The organism is Marivibrio sp. (genome assembly GCF_040218065.1).
GTDB lineage: Bacteria > Pseudomonadota > Alphaproteobacteria > UBA8366 > Aestuariispiraceae > Marivibrio.
In genome coordinates, this window is record NZ_JAVJQE010000010.1 from 241,390 (window position 1) to 260,298 (window position 18,909).

The window sequence follows — 18,909 nt, forward strand, 5'->3', positions numbered from 1 at the left end:
CTTGTGATCCGGTCGGCGTGAATCCCCGTATAGCGCATGAGACAAATCAGACGGCCCGCGAGAGGCCCCTTGCTTCGTGGATGAGAGGACGGAACGCAATGACTTTGACGCGACGGGATTTCGCCGCCGCCGGCGCGGCTTTCGCCCTTACAGGCGCTGCGTTCGCCGGCGGGGCCGCGCCGGCCGTCGCAGCCGGCGATTCGTCCGACGCGCAGACGTTGGACTTCAAGGTGCTGCGCGACGGCTCTGAGATCGGTCGCCACCGTTTGCAGATCAGTCGGGACGGCGCGCGCACGATGGTCGATATCGACATTGATCTGGAGGTCGGCTTCGGGCCGCTGGTGCTCTATCGCTACGTCCATCGCAACCGCGAAGTTTGGGAGGGCGGGAAATTCGTGCGTTTCGAGTCGCGCACCGACGATGACGGCGAGACCTATGAAGTGACGGCTGAGCGGCGAAATCGCGACATCGTGGTCGACCGAAAGCCGGCTGACGACTATCGCATCGACCGGCCCGACGTGCTGCCGACCAGCTACTGGAACGAAGCGACCGTACGTCAGCAGGTGCTGCTCGACACCCAGAAGGGTCGGAAGATGGAGGTTCAGGTCGAGGATCTCGGCTGGGACGAAATCGAAGCCTCCGGCAGCCTCATTCGCGCGCGCAAATACGAGATGCGCGGCGACCTTCGCTTGACCCTCTGGTACGACGAAAGCGGGCGTTGGGTGAAGCTGCTGTTCCCCTTCAAGGGCGCCACCATCGAATATGTGATGAAGTGACGTGACCTCCGCCGACGCCCCGTCGGACGGTCCGGCCCTGCGTCTCGTCCTCGGCGATCAACTGAGCCGATCCGTCGCCGCGCTGCGCGATCTCGATCCCGCGAGGGACGTTGTGCTGATCGCCGAAGTGCAGGCGGAGGCGTCGTACGTTCCGCACCATCCCAAGAAAATCGCCTTCCTTTTCTCGGCCATGCGCCATTTCGCCGCCGAGCTCGAGAGCGAGGGCGTACGCGTACGCTATGTTCGCCTGGAAGATCCCGAGAACAGCGGCGATTTGGGCGGCGAGATCGCGCGCGCCTTCGCGGACGAGGCGGTCGCGCGGCTGGTCTGCACCGCCTGCGGCGAGCACCGCCTCGACGCCGAGATGCGCGGTTGGGCCGAGCGGCTGGACCGCCCGGTCGAGATCCGCGCGGACGACCGGTTCCTGTGCGATCTGGACTGGTTCTTCGGCTGGGCGGAGGGGCGCAAGATGCTGCGGATGGAGCATTTCTATCGCGAAATGCGCCGCGCCACGGGCTTGCTGATGACCGGCGACGGCGAGCCGGAAGGCGGGCGATGGAATTTCGATCACGACAACCGCAAGCCGCCGGACGCGAATACGGGCGAAGGCGGGCTGTTCCGCCCGCCGCACCCCCCGCGGTTCCGACCCGACGAGACGACCCAGGCCGTGTTGGCGCTGGTCGACGCGCGGTTCGGCGACCGCTTCGGCGATGTGCAGCCCTTCGACTACGCCGTGACGCGGGCCGACGCGGAAGCCGCGCTGGACGCCTTCATCGCGGAGCGTCTGGCGCTGTTCGGCGATTATCAGGACGCGATGACGCCGAGCGAGGACCACCTCTATCACGCGGTGCTCTCGCTCTATCTGAACGCCGGTCTGCTGGATCCGATGAGCGTCTGCCGCGCAGCCGAACGGGCCTATCACGAGGGCCGCGCGCCGTTGAACGCGGTCGAGGGCTTTATCCGCCAAATTCTGGGGTGGCGCGAATATGTGCGCGGGATCTATTGGCTGAAGGGTCCCGACTACGGCGAGAGCAATTTTTTCGAGGCCGAACGCGACCTGCCCGGCTTCTATTGGACGGGCGAGACGGAGATGGCCTGCTTGGCGCATGCGATCGAGGAGACCAAGCGTCTCGCCTACGCCCACCATATCCAGCGCCTGATGCTGACCGGAACCTTCGCGCTGTTGGCGGGGATCGCGCCGAAACAGGTTTGCGCATGGTATCTCGCCGTCTACGCCGACGCCTATGAATGGGTGGAGTTGCCGAACACTCACGGCATGGCGCTTTACGCCGACGGCGGGGTCATGGCCTCCAAGCCCTACGCCGCCAGCGGCAAGTACATCGACCGCATGTCGACCTACTGCAAAGGCTGCGCCTATGACGTCAAAAAACGCACGGGCCCTGGCGCCTGCCCCTTCAACTACCTTTATTGGGATTTCCTGATGCGCAATGAAGACAAGCTTAAAGGCAACCCGCGGATGGGCATGCCGTTGAAGACCTTGAACCGCATGACGCCTGCGACGCGCGAGGACGTTCGGCGCGACGCCGCCGCCTTCCTAGACGCTCTCGCCTGACACCCGGACCCAAGGAGGGCCCCATGACGACGCCCCGCTCCCCCCTCTGGATCGTCGGCGCCAGCCAGGGCATCGGCGAAGCGCTGGCGCTGCACGCCGCGCGCGCCGGCGCCCAGGTGGCGATCAGCGCGCGCTCCGAGGACAAGCTGAAGGCCGTCGCCGAGAAGGACAAGCACGGCCGCATCCAGGTCTTCCCGTGCGACGTGACCGACGCCTCCTCGGTCGCCGAGGCGGTCGCGGCGATCGAGAAGGCAATGGGTCCGATCGGAACCGCCGTCCTCAACGCCGGCACGCACAAGGAGACCCCGGTCGACGACTTTCACGCCGCCGACGTGGAGCGCATCTTCGGCCTGAACGTCTTCGGAACCGCGACGGTGCTGGAGGTTCTGATGCCCAAGATGGTCGCGCGCAAGCGCGGCCATCTGGCGCTCGTCTCCTCGGTCGCGGGCTATCGCGGTCTGCCGAAGGCGGCGGCCTATTGCGGCAGCAAGGCGGCCGTCATCGCAATGGCCGAATCGCTGAAGGCGGAGCTCGACGGGCGCGGCGTGAAGATGCAGGTGATCTGCCCCGGATTCGTGCGCACGCCGCTGACCGACCAGAACGACTTCGAGATGCCCTATCTGATGGAGCCGGAGGACGCGGCCGAGCGTATCTGGGACGGCCTCAAGTCCGATCGCTTCGAAATCGCCTTTCCGACGCGCTTCGTGATGCAGTTGAAGACGCTGCGCGCGCTGCCGCCCGGCGTCTATTTCCCGCTGATCCGCAAGGCGACGGGCGTGGGATGAGCGAAGATCCCAAGATCTTCGAGGCGACCGCGGCTTGGGCGCAGGCGTTCTCGAGCCTGGAGGCCGACGCGCTCGACCGCCTGCTCGCGCTGGCCGATCCGAAGATCCGTTTCACCGATCCGTTCAATGACGTCGTCGGGCGCGAGAAGCTCGCCGCCGTCTTCCGCGACATGTATGAGACCTGCGTCGATCCCCGCTTCGAGATCGTCGAGGTGGCAGGCGGGACGCGCGCCGGCTATATCCGCTGGATCTTCCGCTTCCGGCCCAAGGCGCTGAAACGCGGGCCGGAATGGCGCGTCGACGGCATGTCGGAAATCCACGTCGGCCCCGACGGCAAGATCACGGCCCATATCGACCATTGGGATTCGGGCGCGCAGCTGCTCGCCCGTCTGCCGCTGATCGGCGCGCTGGTGCGCCTCGTGCTGCGGCGATTGCGGGTGTCGTGAGCCAGGAAGCGGTCTAGAGAGGTCGGCCGCGCAAGCGGCCGGGTGCGGGGCTTATAACGCCAACCCTTCTAGCATCGCGCGCTGCGTCTCCACGCCCCGCTCCCAAACGGCGCGCTTCCACCAGTCTTCGTCGACGAAAAAGGCGTCGCGGATCTGCTGCTTGATCCGAAAGCCCTGGGGGCTGTCCAACGCGCCGTGATGATGCAGCCAATTGTCGGCGCGCACCGCCAGTTGGACATGGCGGTTGTCGATCGTCCCGAATTCCAGCGCCGCCGCGCTGACCGCCGCGTCGGCGTAGCGCCGCTCGATCCCGTCCAGGATCGTGCCGGACAGCGGGACGGTCACGGCCGTCCCGGCGTGGGTCGAGGTCACGTCGCCGCCGAACCAGGAATCGAGCCGCGCCATCGCCGCGGAGGCGGGATCGTGCATCGCGATTCGCTCCCCATAGCCCGGCGGTCCGAGGCCGGTGTGGTAGTCGAGAACGGCGAGGCGCTTCACGCCCGCGAGGTGCTGATCCAAGAGGCCGAACAAGGCTTGGCTCGACCAGCTGGGCCCGTCCCCGCCATAGAAGATCCCGACCGGGTCCTGATACTGCCCGCCGGAATGGGCCGCCCGCCAGGCGCGATCGCCCATCGCGGCGCGCGCGTCGTCCGCAGCGGCGAGGTTGGCGTCCGCGTCCCAATCGTCCGGCGCCGCAATCGCCCGGATCGCGTCATAGCCGGCGTTGCGCGGCGGCGCGCCGGCCTCTCGATCGATGAAGTTTCGATTGAGGTCGATATTGTCCTCGTTCACCCGCCGCAGCCAGGAGAAGCCATAGGGATTGACCGCATGCACCATCAAGAGCGCGGTGTCGGGCGGGAGCGGCGCGGCTTCCGCGCGCGCCTGCAGCGTTCCGATCTGCGCGCCTGCGCCGCAAAATCCCTCCACCCCGTGGGTCCCGGACAGGATGAGCAGCATCGCCTCCGCGGCGCCCGGCGGGGGGCCGAGGCGCGCGGCGTCCATCCACAAGGCCTCCCCCCGCGCGCCGCGGGCCGTCTCATGCACCCGGCCGTCGAGCGCCGCGCCGGCTTCGCCCGCCGCCGACAGGAAGCGGCGGCGGCTGTCGACATAGTCGGTCGGGAAGAAGCTTTCCGGGCTGGCGGGCATGGTCTCTCTTGGGCGGACGCCTTAGATTTCGATCTATCATGGCGCACACCGACCCCGCGAGACAAACCGAAGCCGTCGAACCGCTGCCAGAGCCCTTCGCCGGCTGGTTCGCCGGCCGCGGCTGGCGCCCGCATCCTCACCAACAGGCGATGCGCGCCGCCGCGCAGGCGGGCGAGCATGCGCTGCTGATCGCGCCGACCGGCGGCGGCAAGACGCTGGCCGGCTTCCTGCCGAGCCTGATCGACCTGGCCGACAGGCTGGCGGCGGGGGAGGAGCCGGGTCTGCACACGCTCTACGTCTCGCCCCTGAAGGCCCTGTCGGTCGATGTCGCGCGCAACCTGACGACGCCGGTGGACGAGATGGGTCTGGCCGTCTGGATCGAGACGCGGACCGGCGACACCCCCCAGAACCGCCGTCAGCGCCAGCGCGAGAACCCGCCGCACATCCTACTGACCACGCCCGAAAGTTTGGCGCTGCTGATAAGCTATCCGGAGGCCGCGGACTTCTTCGCCGGTCTCAAGACCATCGTGCTGGACGAGGCGCATGCGATGGCCGGGACCAAGCGCGGGGACCAGCTGGCGCTCTGCCTTGCGCGGCTCGCCCGGTTGGCGCCGGGCGCGCGGCGGGTCGGGCTGTCGGCCACCGTCGCCTGGCCCGACGCGCTCGCCGAATGGGTCGCGCCCGACGCGCAGACCGCAAGCGTCCGGCGCATAGAGGGCGGCGGCGCGGTCGAGCCCGAGATCGCGATTCTCGACACGAAGGAGCGGCTGCCCTGGTCCGGCCATTACGGCCTGCACGCAGCGCCGGAGATCTACCAGGCGATCAAGGGCGCCGGGACCGCCATCGTCTTCGTCAACACCCGCGCCCAGGCGGAAATTCTGTTCCAGGAGCTATGGCGCGCCAACGAAGACGGGCTTCCCATCGCGCTGCATCACGGCAGTCTGGCGCGCGAGCAGCGCCGCAAGGTGGAGGCCGCGATGGCGAGCGGCCGCTTGCGCGCGGTGGTCGCGACCTCTTCCCTTGATCTCGGGATCGACTGGGCGGCGGTCGATCTGGTGATCCAGGTAGGCCCGCCCAAGGGGGTGAGCCGCCTGATCCAGCGCATCGGCCGCGCCGGCCACCGGTTGGATGCGCCGAGCCGCGCGTTGCTGGTCCCCTGCAACCGCTTCGAGGTGCTGGAGTGCCGCTGCGCCATCGAGGGCTTGCACGCGCGCACGCTGGACGGCGATCCGCCGGGCGAGGGGGGCTTGGACGTGCTGGCGCAGCATCTCCTCGGCCTCGCCTGCGCGGCGCCCTTCACGGCCGACGAGGCGTTCGCCGAGGTGCGCCTGGCCGCGCCCTACAAGCATCTGCCGCGCGAGACCTTTGATCAGGTGCTGCGCTATGTGGAGGATGGCGGCTATGCGCTCAAGACCTACGAGCGCTGGCGCCGGCTGTTCCTGAAGGCCGACGGGCGGTACGAGGTCGCCTCGCCCCAGGTCGCGCGGCGCTGCCGCATGAATATCGGCACCATCGTGGAGAGCCCGACCCTGAAGGTGCGGATGAAGAAAGGCCCGGTGCTGGGCGAGATCGAGGAGTACTTCGCAAGCGGGCTCGAGCCCGGCGACAGCTTCGTCTTCGGCGGCCAGATGTTGAGGTTCGAGGGTCTGCGCGAGACCTGGGTGGAGGTGACGCGCGCGCCGGGCAAGGAGCCTAAGGTGCCGGCCTATATGGGCGGGCGCATGCCGTTCACAACCCACCTCTCGGAGCGCGTGCGCGCCGCCCTCGACGATCCGACCAGCTGGCGCGATCTGCCCGATCAGGTCTCGGAGTGGCTGCGCATCCAGCAATGGCGCTCCGTCTTGCCGACCCGCGACGGGCTGTTGGTGGAGACCTTCCCGCGGGCGGAGAAGGAATATCTCGTCGCCTACAGCTTCGCCGGGCGCAACGCGCACCAGACGCTGGGGATGCTGCTGACCCGGCGGATGGAGCGGATGGGCTTGCGCCCGCTCGGCTTCGTCGCCAGCGACTACGTCATCGCGGTCTGGTCGCTGCACCCTTGCGACGATATGGCCGCGCTGTTCGACGAGGACATGCTGGGCGACGATCTGGAGGCCTGGATGGAGGAAAGCTCGCTGATGCGGCGCACCTTCCGCAACGTCGCGATCGTCGCCGGCCTGATTGAACGCAAGCTGCCGGGGATGGAGAAGAGCGGAAGGCAGGTCACCTTCTCCGCCGATCTGATCTACGACGTGTTGCGCCGGCACGAGCCGGATCACATCCTGTTGCAGGCGACCCGGGCCGACGCCGCCGGCGGGCTCATCGACGTCGGCCGCCTGGCGGAATTCCTGGCGCGCACGGCCGAAGGAGGGATCACCCACCGGCGGCTCGACCGCGTCTCGCCGCTGGCCGTGCCGATCCTCCTCGAAGTCGGCAAGGAACAGGTCGCCGCCGACGCGGCGATCGAAGATTTGCTGGAGGAGGCGAGCGCCGACCTCGAAGCCGACCTCATCGCCGAGGCCATGGGCGGGCCGATGCATGCGGAATTGCCGTTGTAGGTGAGGGGGCGCAGGCGAGACCGCCCGCGCCCGACCGGGCGGACCCTAGAAGCGGTAGAGCAGGGACAGGTTCAGGTCGTGGGTGACGTAGCTGTCCGCGCTGACGCTCTCGCCGCCGGCCGTCGCGCCGGTGTCGACCTCGCCCATGTTGAGATAGCGATAGGCCAGTTCCAGCCCCCAGTGACGCGAGATCTCGTAACTGGAGCCCGCTTGCACGCCGAGCGCCAGATTGTCGACCGACTCGCTCGTGCTGGTTTTGGCGCCGGTGCTTATGTTCGTCCTTTCGACGTCGGAGGCGTTGCGCGCCCAGCCGACGCCGGCCCCGAGAAAGGGCGTGAACGGCCCGTCGAGACGCAACTCCCAGGCGGCCGAGACCAGCGCGACCGTGCTGCTCAAATTGTTTTCATAGCCGAAGCCGGGAGCGGCGTTGTCACGGACGTCGAGATCCATGCGAAAGCGATGGTGAAGCTCCCCCTCGACGCGCAACGGCAGCTCGTCGAACCGATAGCCGGCGAGGAAACCCGCGGCCGCCGTTGGATCTTCGACGTTGTTTTCGACAAGCGATCCGGTGAAGCCGGTCTGGCTCAAATCCTGGGCTTCGGACATGCCGCCGATCAGGCGAAGCCCCACATAGCCTCCTTCCCGGGCGGATTGCGCGTGCGCGGAGCCGGCCGTCAGCGCGGCGGCTAGATACAAACCCGTCGTCAGAGCCGTGAGGGCCTTCACCGCGATCATCATCGAAGTCCAAGTAATTTTTTACCCCACCTAACTTTGCGTTACCCTGCGGCGCGCGCGGCGTCAATGTCGGAGGTCTGCGCTTCGCACCCTTGCCGTGCAGGGATCACCCGCCGCCGGCTTGATCGGGTCTCGCCGGTCGCGGTCCCGATCCTGCTTGAAGTCGGCAAGGAAGAGGCGCCGCCGACTCCCTACTGGAGGAGGCGAGCGCCGACCTGGCAGTTGATCTCATCGCCGGGGCCATTGGCGGCCCGATGCACGCGGAGCGGCCGTTGCAGCTCGGGCGCGGTGGCGATCTGCCGCGCGCCGTCGTACAGTCAATCCCATGCTCGTCGACAGCTACATCCTCTGCACCGCTCCGCGCAGCGGCAGCACATTGTTGTGTCGAATGTTGGCGCAGACCGGCGTCGCCGGCCGTCCGGACTCCTATTTTCATGAGCCGTCGCTGGAGGGCTGGCTGGCGGATTGGGGGATGAGCGCCGATCCGGCGGAGACGGAGCAGGAGACGCTCGCACGGGTCTTCGCGCGAGCGGTGGAGGAAGGGCGCGGCGGGACAGGAATCTTCGGGCTGCGCCTGCAGCGTCGGAGCGCGGATTTCTTTTTCGAGAAGCTGGCGCTGCTCTACCCTGAGGCTACGGGGGACATGAGCCGGCTGGCGGCGGCTTTCGGTCGCGTAGGCTTTCTCTATCTGCGACGCGCGGACAAGGTCGCTCAAGCCGTCTCTTTCGTGAAAGCGGAGCAGTCGGGGCTGTGGCATCGCGCGGCCGACGGCTCAGAGCTGGAGCGGCTCGCTCCGCCGCAAGCTCCCGCCTATGACGCAGAACGGCTCAGCGCCGAGGTCGCGCGGCTCGCCGCCTACGACGCGGCCTGGGAGACGTGGTTTGCGCGCGCGGGGATCGCGCCGCTGCGCCTGACCTACGAGGCGCTGGCGGCGAACCCGAGGGAGACGCTGCGCGCGGCGCTCGAGCATCTCGGCCTCGACCCTGCGGCGGCCGAGGGCGCGACGCCCGATGTCGCCCGTCTGGCCGACGCAACGAGCGAGGCCTGGGCGGTGCGGTTTCGCCGGGAGGCAGGTCTCGCTTAAAGAGGCGGCCTTCCCTTTCGTCGTCTCGGCCGTTAGAGCCGGGACAGGCGGAGCATGGACGCCGCTCGAACACCGGCGGCCCCGGGTCAAGCCCGGACCGACGGAAATCTATGCGCCCTCTCGCCCCTAACCCACCCTCGCGTTTGCGGGGAAGGGGGCTGCGGCGAGGTCGGCGCCTATTCCTCGAACACGATCGAATCCGGCTTGGCGCCGAGGGACTGCAACGCCTTCGTCACATCCTCGACCATCTTGTCCGGGCCGCAGACGTAGAAGGGCCGCTCGAAGCTCTTTAGGTTCGCCTTCAGGAAGGCCTCGTCGATCCGCCCCTGAGCGAGGGAAGAGTTCTCTTCCTGCGTCACGGTGAAGAGCGTCTCGAGGCCGGGCGCGCCCTCCAGCTCTTCGCGCAGGATGATGTCGCGCTCGGTCTTGTTCGAGAACAGCAGCGTATTCCCGTCGAGCTCCCCGCGGGCCTGAAGATCGCGAATGATGGCGATGAACGGGGTGAGGCCGGCGCCGCCGGCGACGAAGCAGCCGGGACCCTTGTATTGGATCGCGCCCCAGGGCTCGTCGATAATCAGGCGGTCGCCTTTCTTCAAATCGCCGATCTGTTTCGTGACGCCGTCATGGTCGTCGTAGACCTTGATGACGAATTCCAACGTCGGCGCCGTCGTCAGCGAGGTGAAGGTGAAGGGCCGTCGCTCCTCGCGCCATCCCTCTCGGTCGAGCGCGACGTCCGTCGCCTGGCCGGGCGTGAACTCGTAGCCTTCGGGCTTCTGCACGGTGAGGCGGCGGACGTTGTGGGTGACGTCGGCGACCTCGAGAATTTCGACGGTATGGGGCATAACGCTCCTTTCCGGATCGCTCGGGTTACGCAACTTCGCCCGATTTGGGCGCTTCCCGGCATATCGGCCCCCGCACGCATTCTTCAACCGACCCGCCTCCGAGCCGATCGTCTCACTCTCGCGCCGGCGCGCAGCCGTCAGGCGGCGCGACTTTATGCGGCGCGAATCGCGCGCTATGTGTCGTCCGTCATGACCCGCGTCAGCCTGACCCAGGATCTCACGCTCAACGGCGCGTCCGTCATCGCGGAGCCGTCGGGCGCGCTTTACTGGCCCGCGCGCGAGACGCTGATCGTCGCCGACCTGCATCTGGAGAAGGGCTCCAGTTTCGCGCGGCGCGGCCAGCTGCTGCCGCCGTACGACAGCCGTACGACGTTAAGCCGGCTGGCCGACGCGCTCCGAGCGCGCCAACCCAAGCGGCTGATCTGTCTTGGCGACAGCTTCCATGACGCCGATGCGGCCGAACGCCTAGGGGCGGAGGAGCGTGAGACGATCCGCCGCCTCGCCGCGGCCGTGGGGTCCTGGATATGGATCGCCGGCAACCACGATCCGGCCCCGCCCGCCGATCTGGGCGGCGCGGTGGTGACGGATCATCTGATCGACGGGCCGCTGGTCTTCCGGCACGAGGCGCTGGCCGGGCCGGCGGCGGGCGAGATATCCGGCCACTTTCACCCCAAGGCCGCCGTCACCCAGCGCGGTCGGCGCATCGCCGCACGCTGTTTCGTGGAGGACGGGCGGCGCGCGATCCTGCCCTCCTTCGGGGCCTATACCGGCGGGCTCAACGTCCTCGACCCCGCCATATCGCGGCATTACGCCGACGGCTTTCGGGTGCATCTTCTGGGGCCGCGCAAGGTCTACAGCTTTCCGAGAAGCCGGTTGTTGCGGGCGGGATAGGAAGCGCAAAAAAAATCCCGGGCCGAGACGGTGTCGCCTCGGCCCGGGAGCACGCCTTTGGTAGATGTGGGGGGGAAGGGTCTACCATTGGCCAACCAGGTTTCCCTGATTTGCAAAGAACTACGGGAGGCTTTGGGCGGCGGATCACACAGGCGGCAAAAAACTTCTCCCTTTTTTTCTTAAGCCTTTAAGGTAATCCATCGGTCGCCTCTGACGCGTACCATGATCGTGACGACAAGCTCGCCCGACGACAGAGGTTCCATGTCCGACAGCCCTTCCGATTGCGCCCTCGTCTGGTTCCGCGACGATCTGCGGCTGGACGACCATCCGGCGCTGGCGGCCTCCGCCCGGCGCGGGGCGGTTCTGCCCCTGTTCATCCTGGAGGAAGAAGCGCCCGGAGAGAGCGCGCTGGGCGGGGCGAGCCGCTGGTGGCTCCACCGCAGCCTGAGCGCGCTGGCGGAGCGTCTGAATGAGCTCGGCGCGCCGCTGCTGTTCAAGCGCGGCCGGGCGGAAGAGATCGTGCCGACGCTCGCCCGGGAGATCGGCGTCGCGGCGGTTTATTGGAACCGTCGCTACCAGCCGTGGGGCGTCGCGGTCGACAAGCGAATCAAGAGCGCGCTCAAGGACGCCGGCGTGCACGCCGAAAGCTTCAACGGCGCGCTGTTGTACGAGCCCTGGGAGGTGAAGACCAAGCAGGGCGGCGCCTACGGCGTCTTCACGCCGTTCTGGAAGGCGGAATGCGCGCTGGGCGACCCGCCGCAACCGACGCCGGCCCCCAAGTCGCTGCCGTCGCTCGCCCCGGCGGCGCGGCCCGCGGGCGAGGCGTTGGAGGATCTCGGACTGTCGCCGAGCGGCCCGGATTGGGGCGCCAAGCTCTCCCGCTATTGGACGCCGGGCGAAGCGGGCGCGCAGGCGCGCCTGGACGCGTTCCTGGACGGGCCGGTCGCCGACTATCCAAGCCGGCGCGATCGCCCCGCGGCGGACGGCACGTCGCGCCTCTCCCCTCACATCCATTTCGGCGAGGCGAGCCCGCGGCGCATCTGGTGGAACGCGCTGGAGGCGGCGCGCGCCGACGGCGGCGCCAAGATGGAGGAGGGCGTCTGGGCCTTCCTGCGCGAGATCGGCTGGCGCGATTTCAATCACAATCTTCTGTTCCACAATCCGCAAATGCCCTACGCCAACTACCAGCGGAAGTTCGACGCGTTCCCTTGGCGCGAGGACGAGGCCGGCTATCGGGCCTGGACCCGCGGGCTCACCGGCTATCCCTTGGTCGACGCCGGGATGCGGGAATTGTGGGAGACCGGCTATATGCATAATCGGGTCAGGATGCTGGTCGCCTCGTTTCTGGTGAAGGATCTGCTGATCCCCTGGACCAAAGGAGAGGCGTGGTTTCGCGACACGCTGGTCGACGCAGATCTTGCGAACAATGTCGGCAATTGGCAGTGGGCGGCGGGTTGCGGCGCGGACGCCGCGCCCTACTTTCGAATATTCAATCCCGTGACCCAGGGGGAAAAGTTCGATCCGGACGGCGACTACGTCCGGCGGTGGGTTCCGGAATTGAAGGGTCTGCCGAAGAAAGTCATTCATGCGCCCTGGACCGCCGATGCGCGCACGCTGGCGGCCGCCGGGGTGGAGTTGGGGCGGACATACCCGCGCCCGATCGTCGACCACAAGCAGGCCCGTCAGGCCGCGCTTGCGGCGTATGAGGAAGTGAAGGGAGCCGCCTGATGTCGGAACGCGTGCGCAGCCGGAAGATCGCCGTCGTGGGCGGCGGGATCGCGGGCCTCGGCGCCGCCTGGCTTTTGAACCGCCGGCACGACGTAACGCTGTTCGAGCGCAACGCCTATATCGGCGGGCATTCGAACACGCTGGACGCCCCCGACGGACGCGGCGGAACCATCCCGGTCGACACCGGCTTCATCGTGTATAACGAGCGCACCTACCCCAACCTGATCGCGCTGTTCGATCATCTGGGGGTCGAGCGCATCAAGACCGACATGTCCTTCGGCGTGACGCTGGACCGCGGTCGGCTGGAATATGGCGGATCGACGCTGTGGAGCCTGTTCGCTCAGAAGCGCAACGTCTTCCGGCCGCGCTTCCACCGCATGGTGCGAGACATCCTGCGCTTCTACAAGCAGGCCCCGCAAGCCTTGGCGGGCGGCGCCGCAGGCGAGCAGAGCCTGGGCGCCTTCCTGCAGGCCGCCGGCTATTCGGAAGCGTTTGTCGACGACCATCTGTTGCCGATGGCCGCGGCGATCTGGTCTTGTCCCGTCTCCACCATGACGGAGTTTCCGGCCGACAGCTTCATCCGCTTCTTCGACAATCACGGGCTTCTGCAGGTCAACGACCGGCCGCAATGGTGGACGGTCAAGGACGGCAGCCGGGAATACGTCAAGCGGATCCTGGCCGATCTGCCGCGGGTCGAGGCGAACGCCAAGACGGTCCGCGTGACGCGGCTCAACGAAGGGGTCGAAATCCAATTGGCGGACGGCCGGGTGGAACGGTTCGACGACGCGGTGCTCGCCTGCCACGCCGACGAGGCGCTTGAGATGATCTCGGACCCCAGTGCGGCCGAGGCGGCGACGCTGTCGGCCTTCCGCTATCAGGAAAACCGCGCGGTCCTTCACACCGACGTCGCTCAGATGCCGAAACGACGGGGAGTGTGGTCGAGCTGGAACTATCTGGCCGGCCGCGACATGGACCGCGAGCGGCAGGTGGCCGTGAGCTATTGGATGAACAGTCTGCAGTCGCTGGATGCGCAGGATCTGTTCGTGACCTTGAACCCGTTCGACCCGATCCGCCCTGAGACGGTCATCGCTGAGATCGCGTACGATCATCCGGTCTTCGATCAGGGCGCGATCCAGGCGCAGCAGACGCTGCCCGGCTTGCAAGGGGCGAACCGACTGTGGTTCTGCGGCGCTTATTGCGGCTACGGGTTTCATGAGGACGGACTCGGCTCCGCCGTAGCGGTCGCCAAGCGTCTCGGCGCGCCCGCCCCTTGGGGCGACAAGCCGGTGCACGCCATGCACGCCGTCCTTGGCGCGCCCGCGGCCGCCCGCTCCGGCGCCGGCGACATGGAGGCGGCCGCTTGACGGACGCGACGACGGCTCCCGCCGACTTGAGGCCGGCCGGCGCGCTCTATTACGGGCGCGTGGCGCATAAGCGCGTGCGGCCGATGAGCCACCGGCTGGAGTATCGCGTTTTTTCGCTGTTTCTAGATATCGACCGGCTCTCGACCCTCGACGGCGCGATGAAGCTGTTCGGCTATAACCGCCGGGCGGTCGTCTCCTTCCGCGATTCGGACCACGGCCCGCGGGACGGAAACCCCCTTCGGCCGTGGGTCGAGAGGCTGCTGACCGAGCGGGGAATCGATCTCGCCGGCGGACCGATTCGGCTGCTGTGCTTCCCACGCCTGTGGGGCTATGTCTTCAACCCGCTCAGCATCTACTATTGCTACGGAGCGGACGAGCGGCTGCGCGCCGTGCTTTACGAGGTGTCGAACACGTTCGGCGAGCAGCACTGCTACTTGCTGCCGGTCGACGGGGGCGGCGACGAAATCGCGCACGCCGCCGACAAGGTCTTCCATGTCTCGCCCTTCAACCGGATGGGGGGGCGGTACCGTTTCCGGCTCAAGCCGCCGGGCGAGCGCCTCAACATTCTGATCCGCCAATCCGACCCGGACGGCGGCCCGTTGCTGGTCGCCTCGCATATCGGCGAACGCCGAGCGCTCGACGACCGGACCTTGGCGGGCGCGATCCTGCGCTTCCCGTTGATGACCCTGAAAATCACGGCGGCCATCCATTGGGAAGCCCTCAAGCTTTGGCTGAAGGGCGCGAAATACGTGCCCAAGCCGCCGCCGCCCGAACGCGAGGTCACAGGCTGATCCGCCACGGATTACGCCTCTGGCCTTGATTTTCGACTTGCTGTTAACTGACGGAGCAAGCCGCGCCATGACGATCGACACCGAGACGCGAGACGCCGCGCCCGTGATGACGACCGCCCAGCCGACCATTAACGAGCCGCCTCGCCGGCCGCTGTCTCTCGGCAGCCGTCTGGCGTTTGCGCTGGCCAAGCGCATCCATATCGGCAGCTTCGACGTGACCACGCCGGAAGGCGCGCGCCGACGCTACACCGGGCCGGTCCCCGGGCCGGTGGGCAAGATCACCATCAACCATCCGCGCATGGCGCGGCGCATGGTGCTCGGCGGCAATATCGGGCTTGGCGAAGCCTACATGGACGGCGATTACGACAGCGACGATCTGGCGAGCTTCCTGACCGTGGGCGCGCTCAACAGCGATGCGCTGGACGAGGTGTTGCGCGGGAAGGCGCTGTATCGCGTCCTCAACCGAGCCGTCCACAGCTTCAATCAGAACAGCAAACGCGGCAGCAAGCGCAACATCGCCTATCATTACGATTTGGGGAACGCCTTCTATCGCGAATGGCTGGATCCCTCGATGACCTACAGCGCGGCCGCCTTCCACGACGGCGCCGCGACGCTTGAGGAGGCGCAGTCGCGCAAATACGAGCTGCTGCTCGATCGCTTGGCGGCTAAGCCGGAGGATCATGTGCTGGAGATCGGCTGCGGTTGGGGCGGCTTCGCCGAGCATGCGGCCAAGACCCGCGGCTGCAAGGTGACCGGCATCACGATCTCGCAGGCCCAACATGATTTCGCCCGGGAGCGCATCCAGCGCGAAGGCTTGAACGAAAAGGTGGAGATCCGCCTGCAGGACTATCGCGACACCGGCGGCGAGTTCGACGGCGTCGCCTCCATCGAGATGTTCGAGGCGGTGGGCGAGAAATACTGGCCCGTCTTCTTCGACAACGTCCGCGAGCGGCTGCGCGAAGGCGGGCGGGCTGCGCTGCAGGTGATCACCATCGCGGACAAGCACTTCGACTACTACAAGAGCCGACCCGATTTCATTCAGCGCTACATCTTCCCCGGCGGCATGTTGCCGAGCCCGAGCGTGTTCCGCGCGCAGAGCGAGAAGGCGGGGTTGTCGGTCGACCGCATGGAAGGGTTCGGCTTCTGCTACGCCAAGACGCTGGCGGAGTGGAACCGCCGCTTCCAGGAGGCGTGGGGCGAGTTGAAGCCGATGGGCTACGACGACCGCTTCAAGCGCATGTGGGAGTACTATCTCGCCTATTGCGAAGCGGGCTTCCGCGCCGGCTCGATCGACGTGCAGCGCATCCAACTGGCCAAGCGCTGAGCGCGGTCGACTTGCAGACGCCCGATCCGATGACCGGCGCCGGCGATCAGACCGGCCGCAGCCTTAGCCGCTTGCAGCTGCTGGCCTACGGGCTGATGGGCCTGCCCCTGGCCGCCGCGACGTTGCCTGTCTACATCCTCGTGCCGAGCTACTATGCGGTGGAGTTGGGTCTCGGCCTGTCCGCCGTCGGCGCGGTGCTGTTCGCGATGCGGCTGTGGGACGTTGTCAGCGATCCGTTGATCGGCGCGCTGTCGGATCGCACGCGCTCGCGTTTCGGGCGCAGGCGGCCGTGGATCGCCGCCGGCGCGCCGCTGACGGCGGCGGGCGCGTGGCTGCTGTTCTCCCCGGGAGAGGATGCGGGTCTCGTCCACCTCGCGCTCAGCGCCTTCCTGCTCTATCTCGGTTGGACCATGGTGATGCTGCCCTACAGCGCCTGGGGCGCCGAGTTGAGCGGCGACTACTATGAGCGCAACCGCATCACCGCCGCGCGCGAAGGGTTCGTGGTGGCCGGGACGCTCGTCGCGGCGGCGGCGGCGGCGCTGTCCGGCGAGAGCGAACGGACGACGGGCCTGATGGCGGTGGGCCTCTTCGTCGTCGTCCTGCTGCCGGCGACCGCCCTCTTGATGTTCCGCAGCGTTCCCGATCCGCCGCCGGACAATCGCCAGCGCATCGACTGGCGCCAGGGGCTCGACGTCCTCAAGCAGAACCGGCCGTTTCGCCGCCTGATCATCGCCTGGCTGTTGAACGGCGTGGCGAACGGGCTGCCCGCCACGTTGTTTCTGTTGTACGTGGATCATCACCTCAAAGCGCCGGACAAATCCGGCGCGTTGCTTTTGACGTACTTCTTGTTAGCGATCGTCGGACTGCCTTTCTGGCTCTGGCTGGCGCGGCGGTACGGCAAGCACCGGGTCTGGTGCGCGGCGATGGTCTGGACCTGCTTCTGGTTCTCGGCCGCGCCGTTTCTCGGGCCCGGCGACGTTTGGTTGTTCGCGGCCGTTTGCGTGTCGACGGGGATTGCGCTCGGGGCCGATCTGGCGCTGCCGCCCTCGATGCAGGCGGACGCTGTCGATGTGGATACGGCCGCGACCGGCGGGGCGGCTCGCACGGGGCTCTACTTCGCTCTGTGGGGCATGGCGACGAAGCTTTCGCTGGCGCTCGCGGTCGGTCTGGCCTTCCCAGGATTGGAAGCCCTGGGATTCGATGCGGCGGCGGCGCAGGACGCGGCCGTCGGCGCGGTGTCGAATACGACGCCGCTTGCGTGGATGTACGGGTTCGCCCCGATCGTCTTCAAGCTGGGCGCAATCGCGCTCGTCTGGAGGCATCCGCTCGGTGCGGCCGATCAGGCCGACCTCCGGCGGCGGATCGAGGCGGAAGAGCAGACCGACGCGTCGCGCTGAAGCGCGGATCGCGGGACGGCTGAGGAAAGTCGAGGAGACGATGCGCAAACTGGCCGTGATGATGGCGGCGTTTCTAGCGCTCGCGGGATGCAGCGGAATGAAGGTCGAAGACTTCAAGAATGAGCAACCGAAGCTGACCCTCGAAGACTATTTCGAGGGGCGCTCTAAGGCGTGGGGCGTGTTCGAAGACCGCTTCGGCAACGTCCGACGCCAGTTCACCGTCGATATTGAGGGCTCGTGGGACGAGGCGGCGCAGGAGCTGACGCTGGTCGAGGATTTCGACTATTCCGACGGCGAGACCGAGCGCCGCGTGTGGGAGCTGACCAAGACCGGTCCCACCACTTACGAGGGAACCGCCGGCGGCGTCGTCGGTGTGGCGAAAGGCGAGATTTCCGGCAACGCCTTCAATTGGACGTACACCTTCGATCTGCCGGTCGGCGGCTCGACCTGGCGAGTCGATTTCGACGACTGGATGTTCCTGCAGCCGGGCGGCGTGATCGTCAATCGCGCGACCGTCAGCAAATGGGGGATCGACATCGGCCGCGCCATGATCTTCTTCCGGAAGGTCGACGCGGCCTCGGAGGAGGCGTCCGCCCCTGTCTCGGGCGCAAAGCTGGCGGCCGAGTAAAGGGCCGTTGGGCCGCGGTCGGCCGCCGCGCTGTGGACAGGCTCGGCGAATCGCGCTTAGTTTGATCCTTATAAAGGGGAATCCGCCCGACTCCGGCGCGATTCGCGCGTCGACACCCTGGCGGGCGGCGGATGACCCAGAGGGGCGGGAGGTCCGCATGGCCGACAAACCCACGCAAACCGTGGCCGGCCCGGCGTTGGAGCAGGACAGCTTCGTCGCCGAGCATAAGCGCAAGGCGATGGCGCTGTTTCTGGACGCCTGGGACGAGGCCTGCGCGCAAGGCATCCCAAGCGACCTCCTCTCCGAAGTCTGCCTCTATCTTGCGTTGACCGATCTGATCGAAGACCGCGGCGAAGAGGACGTCGCCGCCATCATCGAAGCCCTGCCCGAACGGGTGCGGGCCGGCGATTTCACGCTGCGCGAAGAGCCGCATTGAGGCGCGCGATCGTCTCCGCCAACGCCTGCTCGCCGTAGAACTCCGTCGATCCCGCGCCCCAGACCGGCCCCGGCCAGGCGGCGTCGCCCTCGAACCGGGCGATGACGTGGATATGCAACTGCGGGACCATGTTGCCGAGCGCCGCGACGTTCATCTTGTCCGCGCGCCAGTCCCGCTCGATCGCGGCGGAGACTTTCGTGATCTCAGCCAGCAATTGGCGCTGGTCCGCCTGGGTCATCTGATGGATCTCGCGGATGTCCGCTCGCCGGGGGATCAGGATCGCCCAGGGAAAGCGCGCGTCCTTCATCAGGCGCAGGCTGCACAGCGTCAACTCCGCGACCGGCGCCGTATCGGCCGCCAACCGTTCATGCAGGGAAAAACCGTCGCCCATCGCGCCCTCGCTTGCGTAATCAGACCGCCTCACGC

General features: G+C 67.4%; 18 protein-coding genes. 14 read left to right on the forward strand and 4 right to left on the reverse strand.

Going from position 1 to position 18,909, the window contains the following annotated elements:
* Positions 1-98: 98 nt before the first annotated feature.
* From RIB45_RS11190 to RIB45_RS11205, 4 genes are read left to right on the forward strand one after another with little or no spacing between them, the layout of a single operon-like run.
* Positions 99-776 carry a DUF6134 family protein gene (locus tag RIB45_RS11190; protein ID WP_350050355.1) on the forward strand — a complete coding sequence of 226 codons (678 nt, stop codon included), beginning with the start codon at positions 99-101 and terminating at the stop codon, positions 774-776.
* Position 777: 1 nt separating this feature from the next.
* Positions 778-2,349, forward strand: coding sequence for a cryptochrome/photolyase family protein (locus RIB45_RS11195; protein ID WP_350050356.1), 1,572 nt, complete (start codon positions 778-780; stop codon positions 2,347-2,349).
* A 23-nt stretch (positions 2,350-2,372) separates the two neighbouring features.
* Complete coding sequence (locus tag RIB45_RS11200; protein WP_350050357.1) at positions 2,373-3,134, forward strand: SDR family NAD(P)-dependent oxidoreductase; 762 nt, start codon at positions 2,373-2,375, stop codon at positions 3,132-3,134.
* Positions 3,131-3,580, forward strand: a complete 450-nt coding sequence (locus tag RIB45_RS11205) for a nuclear transport factor 2 family protein (protein WP_350050358.1) — start codon at positions 3,131-3,133, stop codon at positions 3,578-3,580. The genes RIB45_RS11200 and RIB45_RS11205 overlap by 4 nt, the downstream gene beginning before the upstream one ends.
* Positions 3,581-3,631: 51 nt before the next feature.
* On the opposite strand, the gene RIB45_RS11210 is transcribed toward RIB45_RS11205, so the two are convergent.
* On the reverse strand, positions 3,632-4,726 hold the full coding sequence (locus RIB45_RS11210; RefSeq protein WP_350050359.1) for a DUF2817 domain-containing protein: 1,095 nt from the start codon (positions 4,724-4,726) through the stop codon (positions 3,632-3,634).
* Between the two features lie 38 nt (positions 4,727-4,764).
* Between RIB45_RS11210 and RIB45_RS11215 the strand changes: the two genes are divergently transcribed.
* Complete coding sequence (locus RIB45_RS11215) at positions 4,765-7,263, forward strand: ligase-associated DNA damage response DEXH box helicase (protein ID WP_350050360.1); 2,499 nt, start codon at positions 4,765-4,767, stop codon at positions 7,261-7,263.
* 45 nt (positions 7,264-7,308) lie between these two features.
* Here RIB45_RS11215 and RIB45_RS11220 read toward each other — a convergent pair whose 3' ends face one another.
* The gene (locus RIB45_RS11220) at positions 7,309-8,001 is read right to left on the reverse strand and encodes an outer membrane protein (protein WP_350050361.1); all 693 of its coding nucleotides are present in this window, start codon (positions 7,999-8,001) and stop codon (positions 7,309-7,311) included.
* Positions 8,002-8,323: 322 nt separating this feature from the next.
* Here RIB45_RS11220 and RIB45_RS11225 point away from each other — a divergent pair, with 322 nt between their 5' ends.
* Complete coding sequence (locus RIB45_RS11225; RefSeq protein ID WP_350050362.1) at positions 8,324-9,082, forward strand: Stf0 family sulfotransferase; 759 nt, start codon at positions 8,324-8,326, stop codon at positions 9,080-9,082.
* 176 nt (positions 9,083-9,258) lie between these two features.
* On the opposite strand, the gene RIB45_RS11230 is transcribed toward RIB45_RS11225, so the two are convergent.
* A complete protein-coding gene (locus RIB45_RS11230; RefSeq protein WP_350050363.1) occupies positions 9,259-9,924 on the reverse strand; it encodes an FAD-binding oxidoreductase in 666 nt (221 codons plus the stop codon).
* Positions 9,925-10,113: 189 nt separating this feature from the next.
* On the opposite strand from RIB45_RS11230, the gene pdeM reads away from it, so the two are divergent.
* The 8 genes from pdeM (at position 10,114) to RIB45_RS11270 (ending at position 18,483) form a co-directional block, all read left to right on the forward strand.
* Positions 10,114-10,815, forward strand: a complete 702-nt coding sequence (gene pdeM / locus RIB45_RS11235; protein ID WP_350050364.1) for a ligase-associated DNA damage response endonuclease PdeM — start codon at positions 10,114-10,116, stop codon at positions 10,813-10,815.
* 261 nt (positions 10,816-11,076) lie between these two features.
* Positions 11,077-12,543, forward strand: a complete 1,467-nt coding sequence (locus tag RIB45_RS11240; RefSeq protein WP_350050365.1) for a cryptochrome/photolyase family protein — start codon at positions 11,077-11,079, stop codon at positions 12,541-12,543.
* Entirely contained in the window at positions 12,543-13,907 is a 1,365-nt protein-coding gene (locus tag RIB45_RS11245) for an NAD(P)/FAD-dependent oxidoreductase (protein ID WP_350050366.1), read from the forward strand. Before RIB45_RS11240 ends, RIB45_RS11245 begins: the two co-directional genes overlap by 1 nt.
* On the forward strand, positions 13,904-14,698 hold the full coding sequence (locus RIB45_RS11250) for a DUF1365 domain-containing protein (RefSeq protein WP_350050367.1): 795 nt from the start codon (positions 13,904-13,906) through the stop codon (positions 14,696-14,698). The genes RIB45_RS11245 and RIB45_RS11250 overlap by 4 nt, the downstream gene beginning before the upstream one ends.
* 67 nt (positions 14,699-14,765) lie before the next feature.
* Positions 14,766-16,022, forward strand: a complete 1,257-nt coding sequence (locus RIB45_RS11255) for a class I SAM-dependent methyltransferase (protein ID WP_350050368.1) — start codon at positions 14,766-14,768, stop codon at positions 16,020-16,022.
* A gap of 11 nt (positions 16,023-16,033) precedes the next feature.
* Positions 16,034-17,419: an MFS transporter gene (locus tag RIB45_RS11260; protein WP_350050369.1), complete on the forward strand. Its 1,386-nt coding sequence runs from the start codon at positions 16,034-16,036 to the stop codon at positions 17,417-17,419.
* A 40-nt stretch (positions 17,420-17,459) separates the two neighbouring features.
* Positions 17,460-18,047, forward strand: coding sequence for a DUF3833 domain-containing protein (locus tag RIB45_RS11265; protein WP_350050370.1), 588 nt, complete (start codon positions 17,460-17,462; stop codon positions 18,045-18,047).
* Positions 18,048-18,204: 157 nt separating this feature from the next.
* Entirely contained in the window at positions 18,205-18,483 is a 279-nt protein-coding gene (locus RIB45_RS11270; protein ID WP_350050371.1) for a hypothetical protein, read from the forward strand.
* Here RIB45_RS11270 and RIB45_RS11275 read toward each other — a convergent pair.
* A complete protein-coding gene (locus RIB45_RS11275; protein ID WP_350050372.1) occupies positions 18,458-18,874 on the reverse strand; it encodes an HIT domain-containing protein in 417 nt (138 codons plus the stop codon). The two genes, RIB45_RS11270 and RIB45_RS11275, sit on opposite strands and share 26 nt — an antisense overlap.
* Positions 18,875-18,909 lie beyond the last annotated feature (35 nt).

Excerpts from the sequence above, each read along its gene's own strand:
- RIB45_RS11190 (WP_350050355.1), top strand. The coding sequence starts at position 99 with ATGACTTTGACGCGACGGGATTTCGCCGCCGCCGGCGCGGCTTTCGCC.
- RIB45_RS11265 (WP_350050370.1), top strand. The coding sequence starts at position 17,460 with ATGCGCAAACTGGCCGTGATGATGGCGGCGTTTCTAGCGCTCGCGGGA.
- RIB45_RS11270 (WP_350050371.1), top strand. The coding sequence starts at position 18,205 with ATGGCCGACAAACCCACGCAAACCGTGGCCGGCCCGGCGTTGGAGCAG.
- RIB45_RS11215 (WP_350050360.1), top strand. The coding sequence starts at position 4,765 with ATGGCGCACACCGACCCCGCGAGACAAACCGAAGCCGTCGAACCGCTG.
- RIB45_RS11245 (WP_350050366.1), top strand. The coding sequence starts at position 12,543 with ATGTCGGAACGCGTGCGCAGCCGGAAGATCGCCGTCGTGGGCGGCGGG.
- RIB45_RS11225 (WP_350050362.1), top strand. The coding sequence starts at position 8,324 with ATGCTCGTCGACAGCTACATCCTCTGCACCGCTCCGCGCAGCGGCAGC.
- RIB45_RS11205 (WP_350050358.1), top strand. The coding sequence starts at position 3,131 with ATGAGCGAAGATCCCAAGATCTTCGAGGCGACCGCGGCTTGGGCGCAG.
- pdeM (WP_350050364.1), top strand. The coding sequence starts at position 10,114 with ATGACCCGCGTCAGCCTGACCCAGGATCTCACGCTCAACGGCGCGTCC.
- RIB45_RS11210 (WP_350050359.1), bottom strand. The coding sequence starts at position 4,726 with ATGCCCGCCAGCCCGGAAAGCTTCTTCCCGACCGACTATGTCGACAGC.
- RIB45_RS11240 (WP_350050365.1), top strand. The coding sequence starts at position 11,077 with ATGTCCGACAGCCCTTCCGATTGCGCCCTCGTCTGGTTCCGCGACGAT.
- RIB45_RS11200 (WP_350050357.1), top strand. The coding sequence starts at position 2,373 with ATGACGACGCCCCGCTCCCCCCTCTGGATCGTCGGCGCCAGCCAGGGC.
- RIB45_RS11220 (WP_350050361.1), bottom strand. The coding sequence starts at position 8,001 with ATGATGATCGCGGTGAAGGCCCTCACGGCTCTGACGACGGGTTTGTAT.
- RIB45_RS11255 (WP_350050368.1), top strand. The coding sequence starts at position 14,766 with ATGACGATCGACACCGAGACGCGAGACGCCGCGCCCGTGATGACGACC.
- RIB45_RS11275 (WP_350050372.1), bottom strand. The coding sequence starts at position 18,874 with ATGGGCGACGGTTTTTCCCTGCATGAACGGTTGGCGGCCGATACGGCG.
- RIB45_RS11230 (WP_350050363.1), bottom strand. The coding sequence starts at position 9,924 with ATGCCCCATACCGTCGAAATTCTCGAGGTCGCCGACGTCACCCACAAC.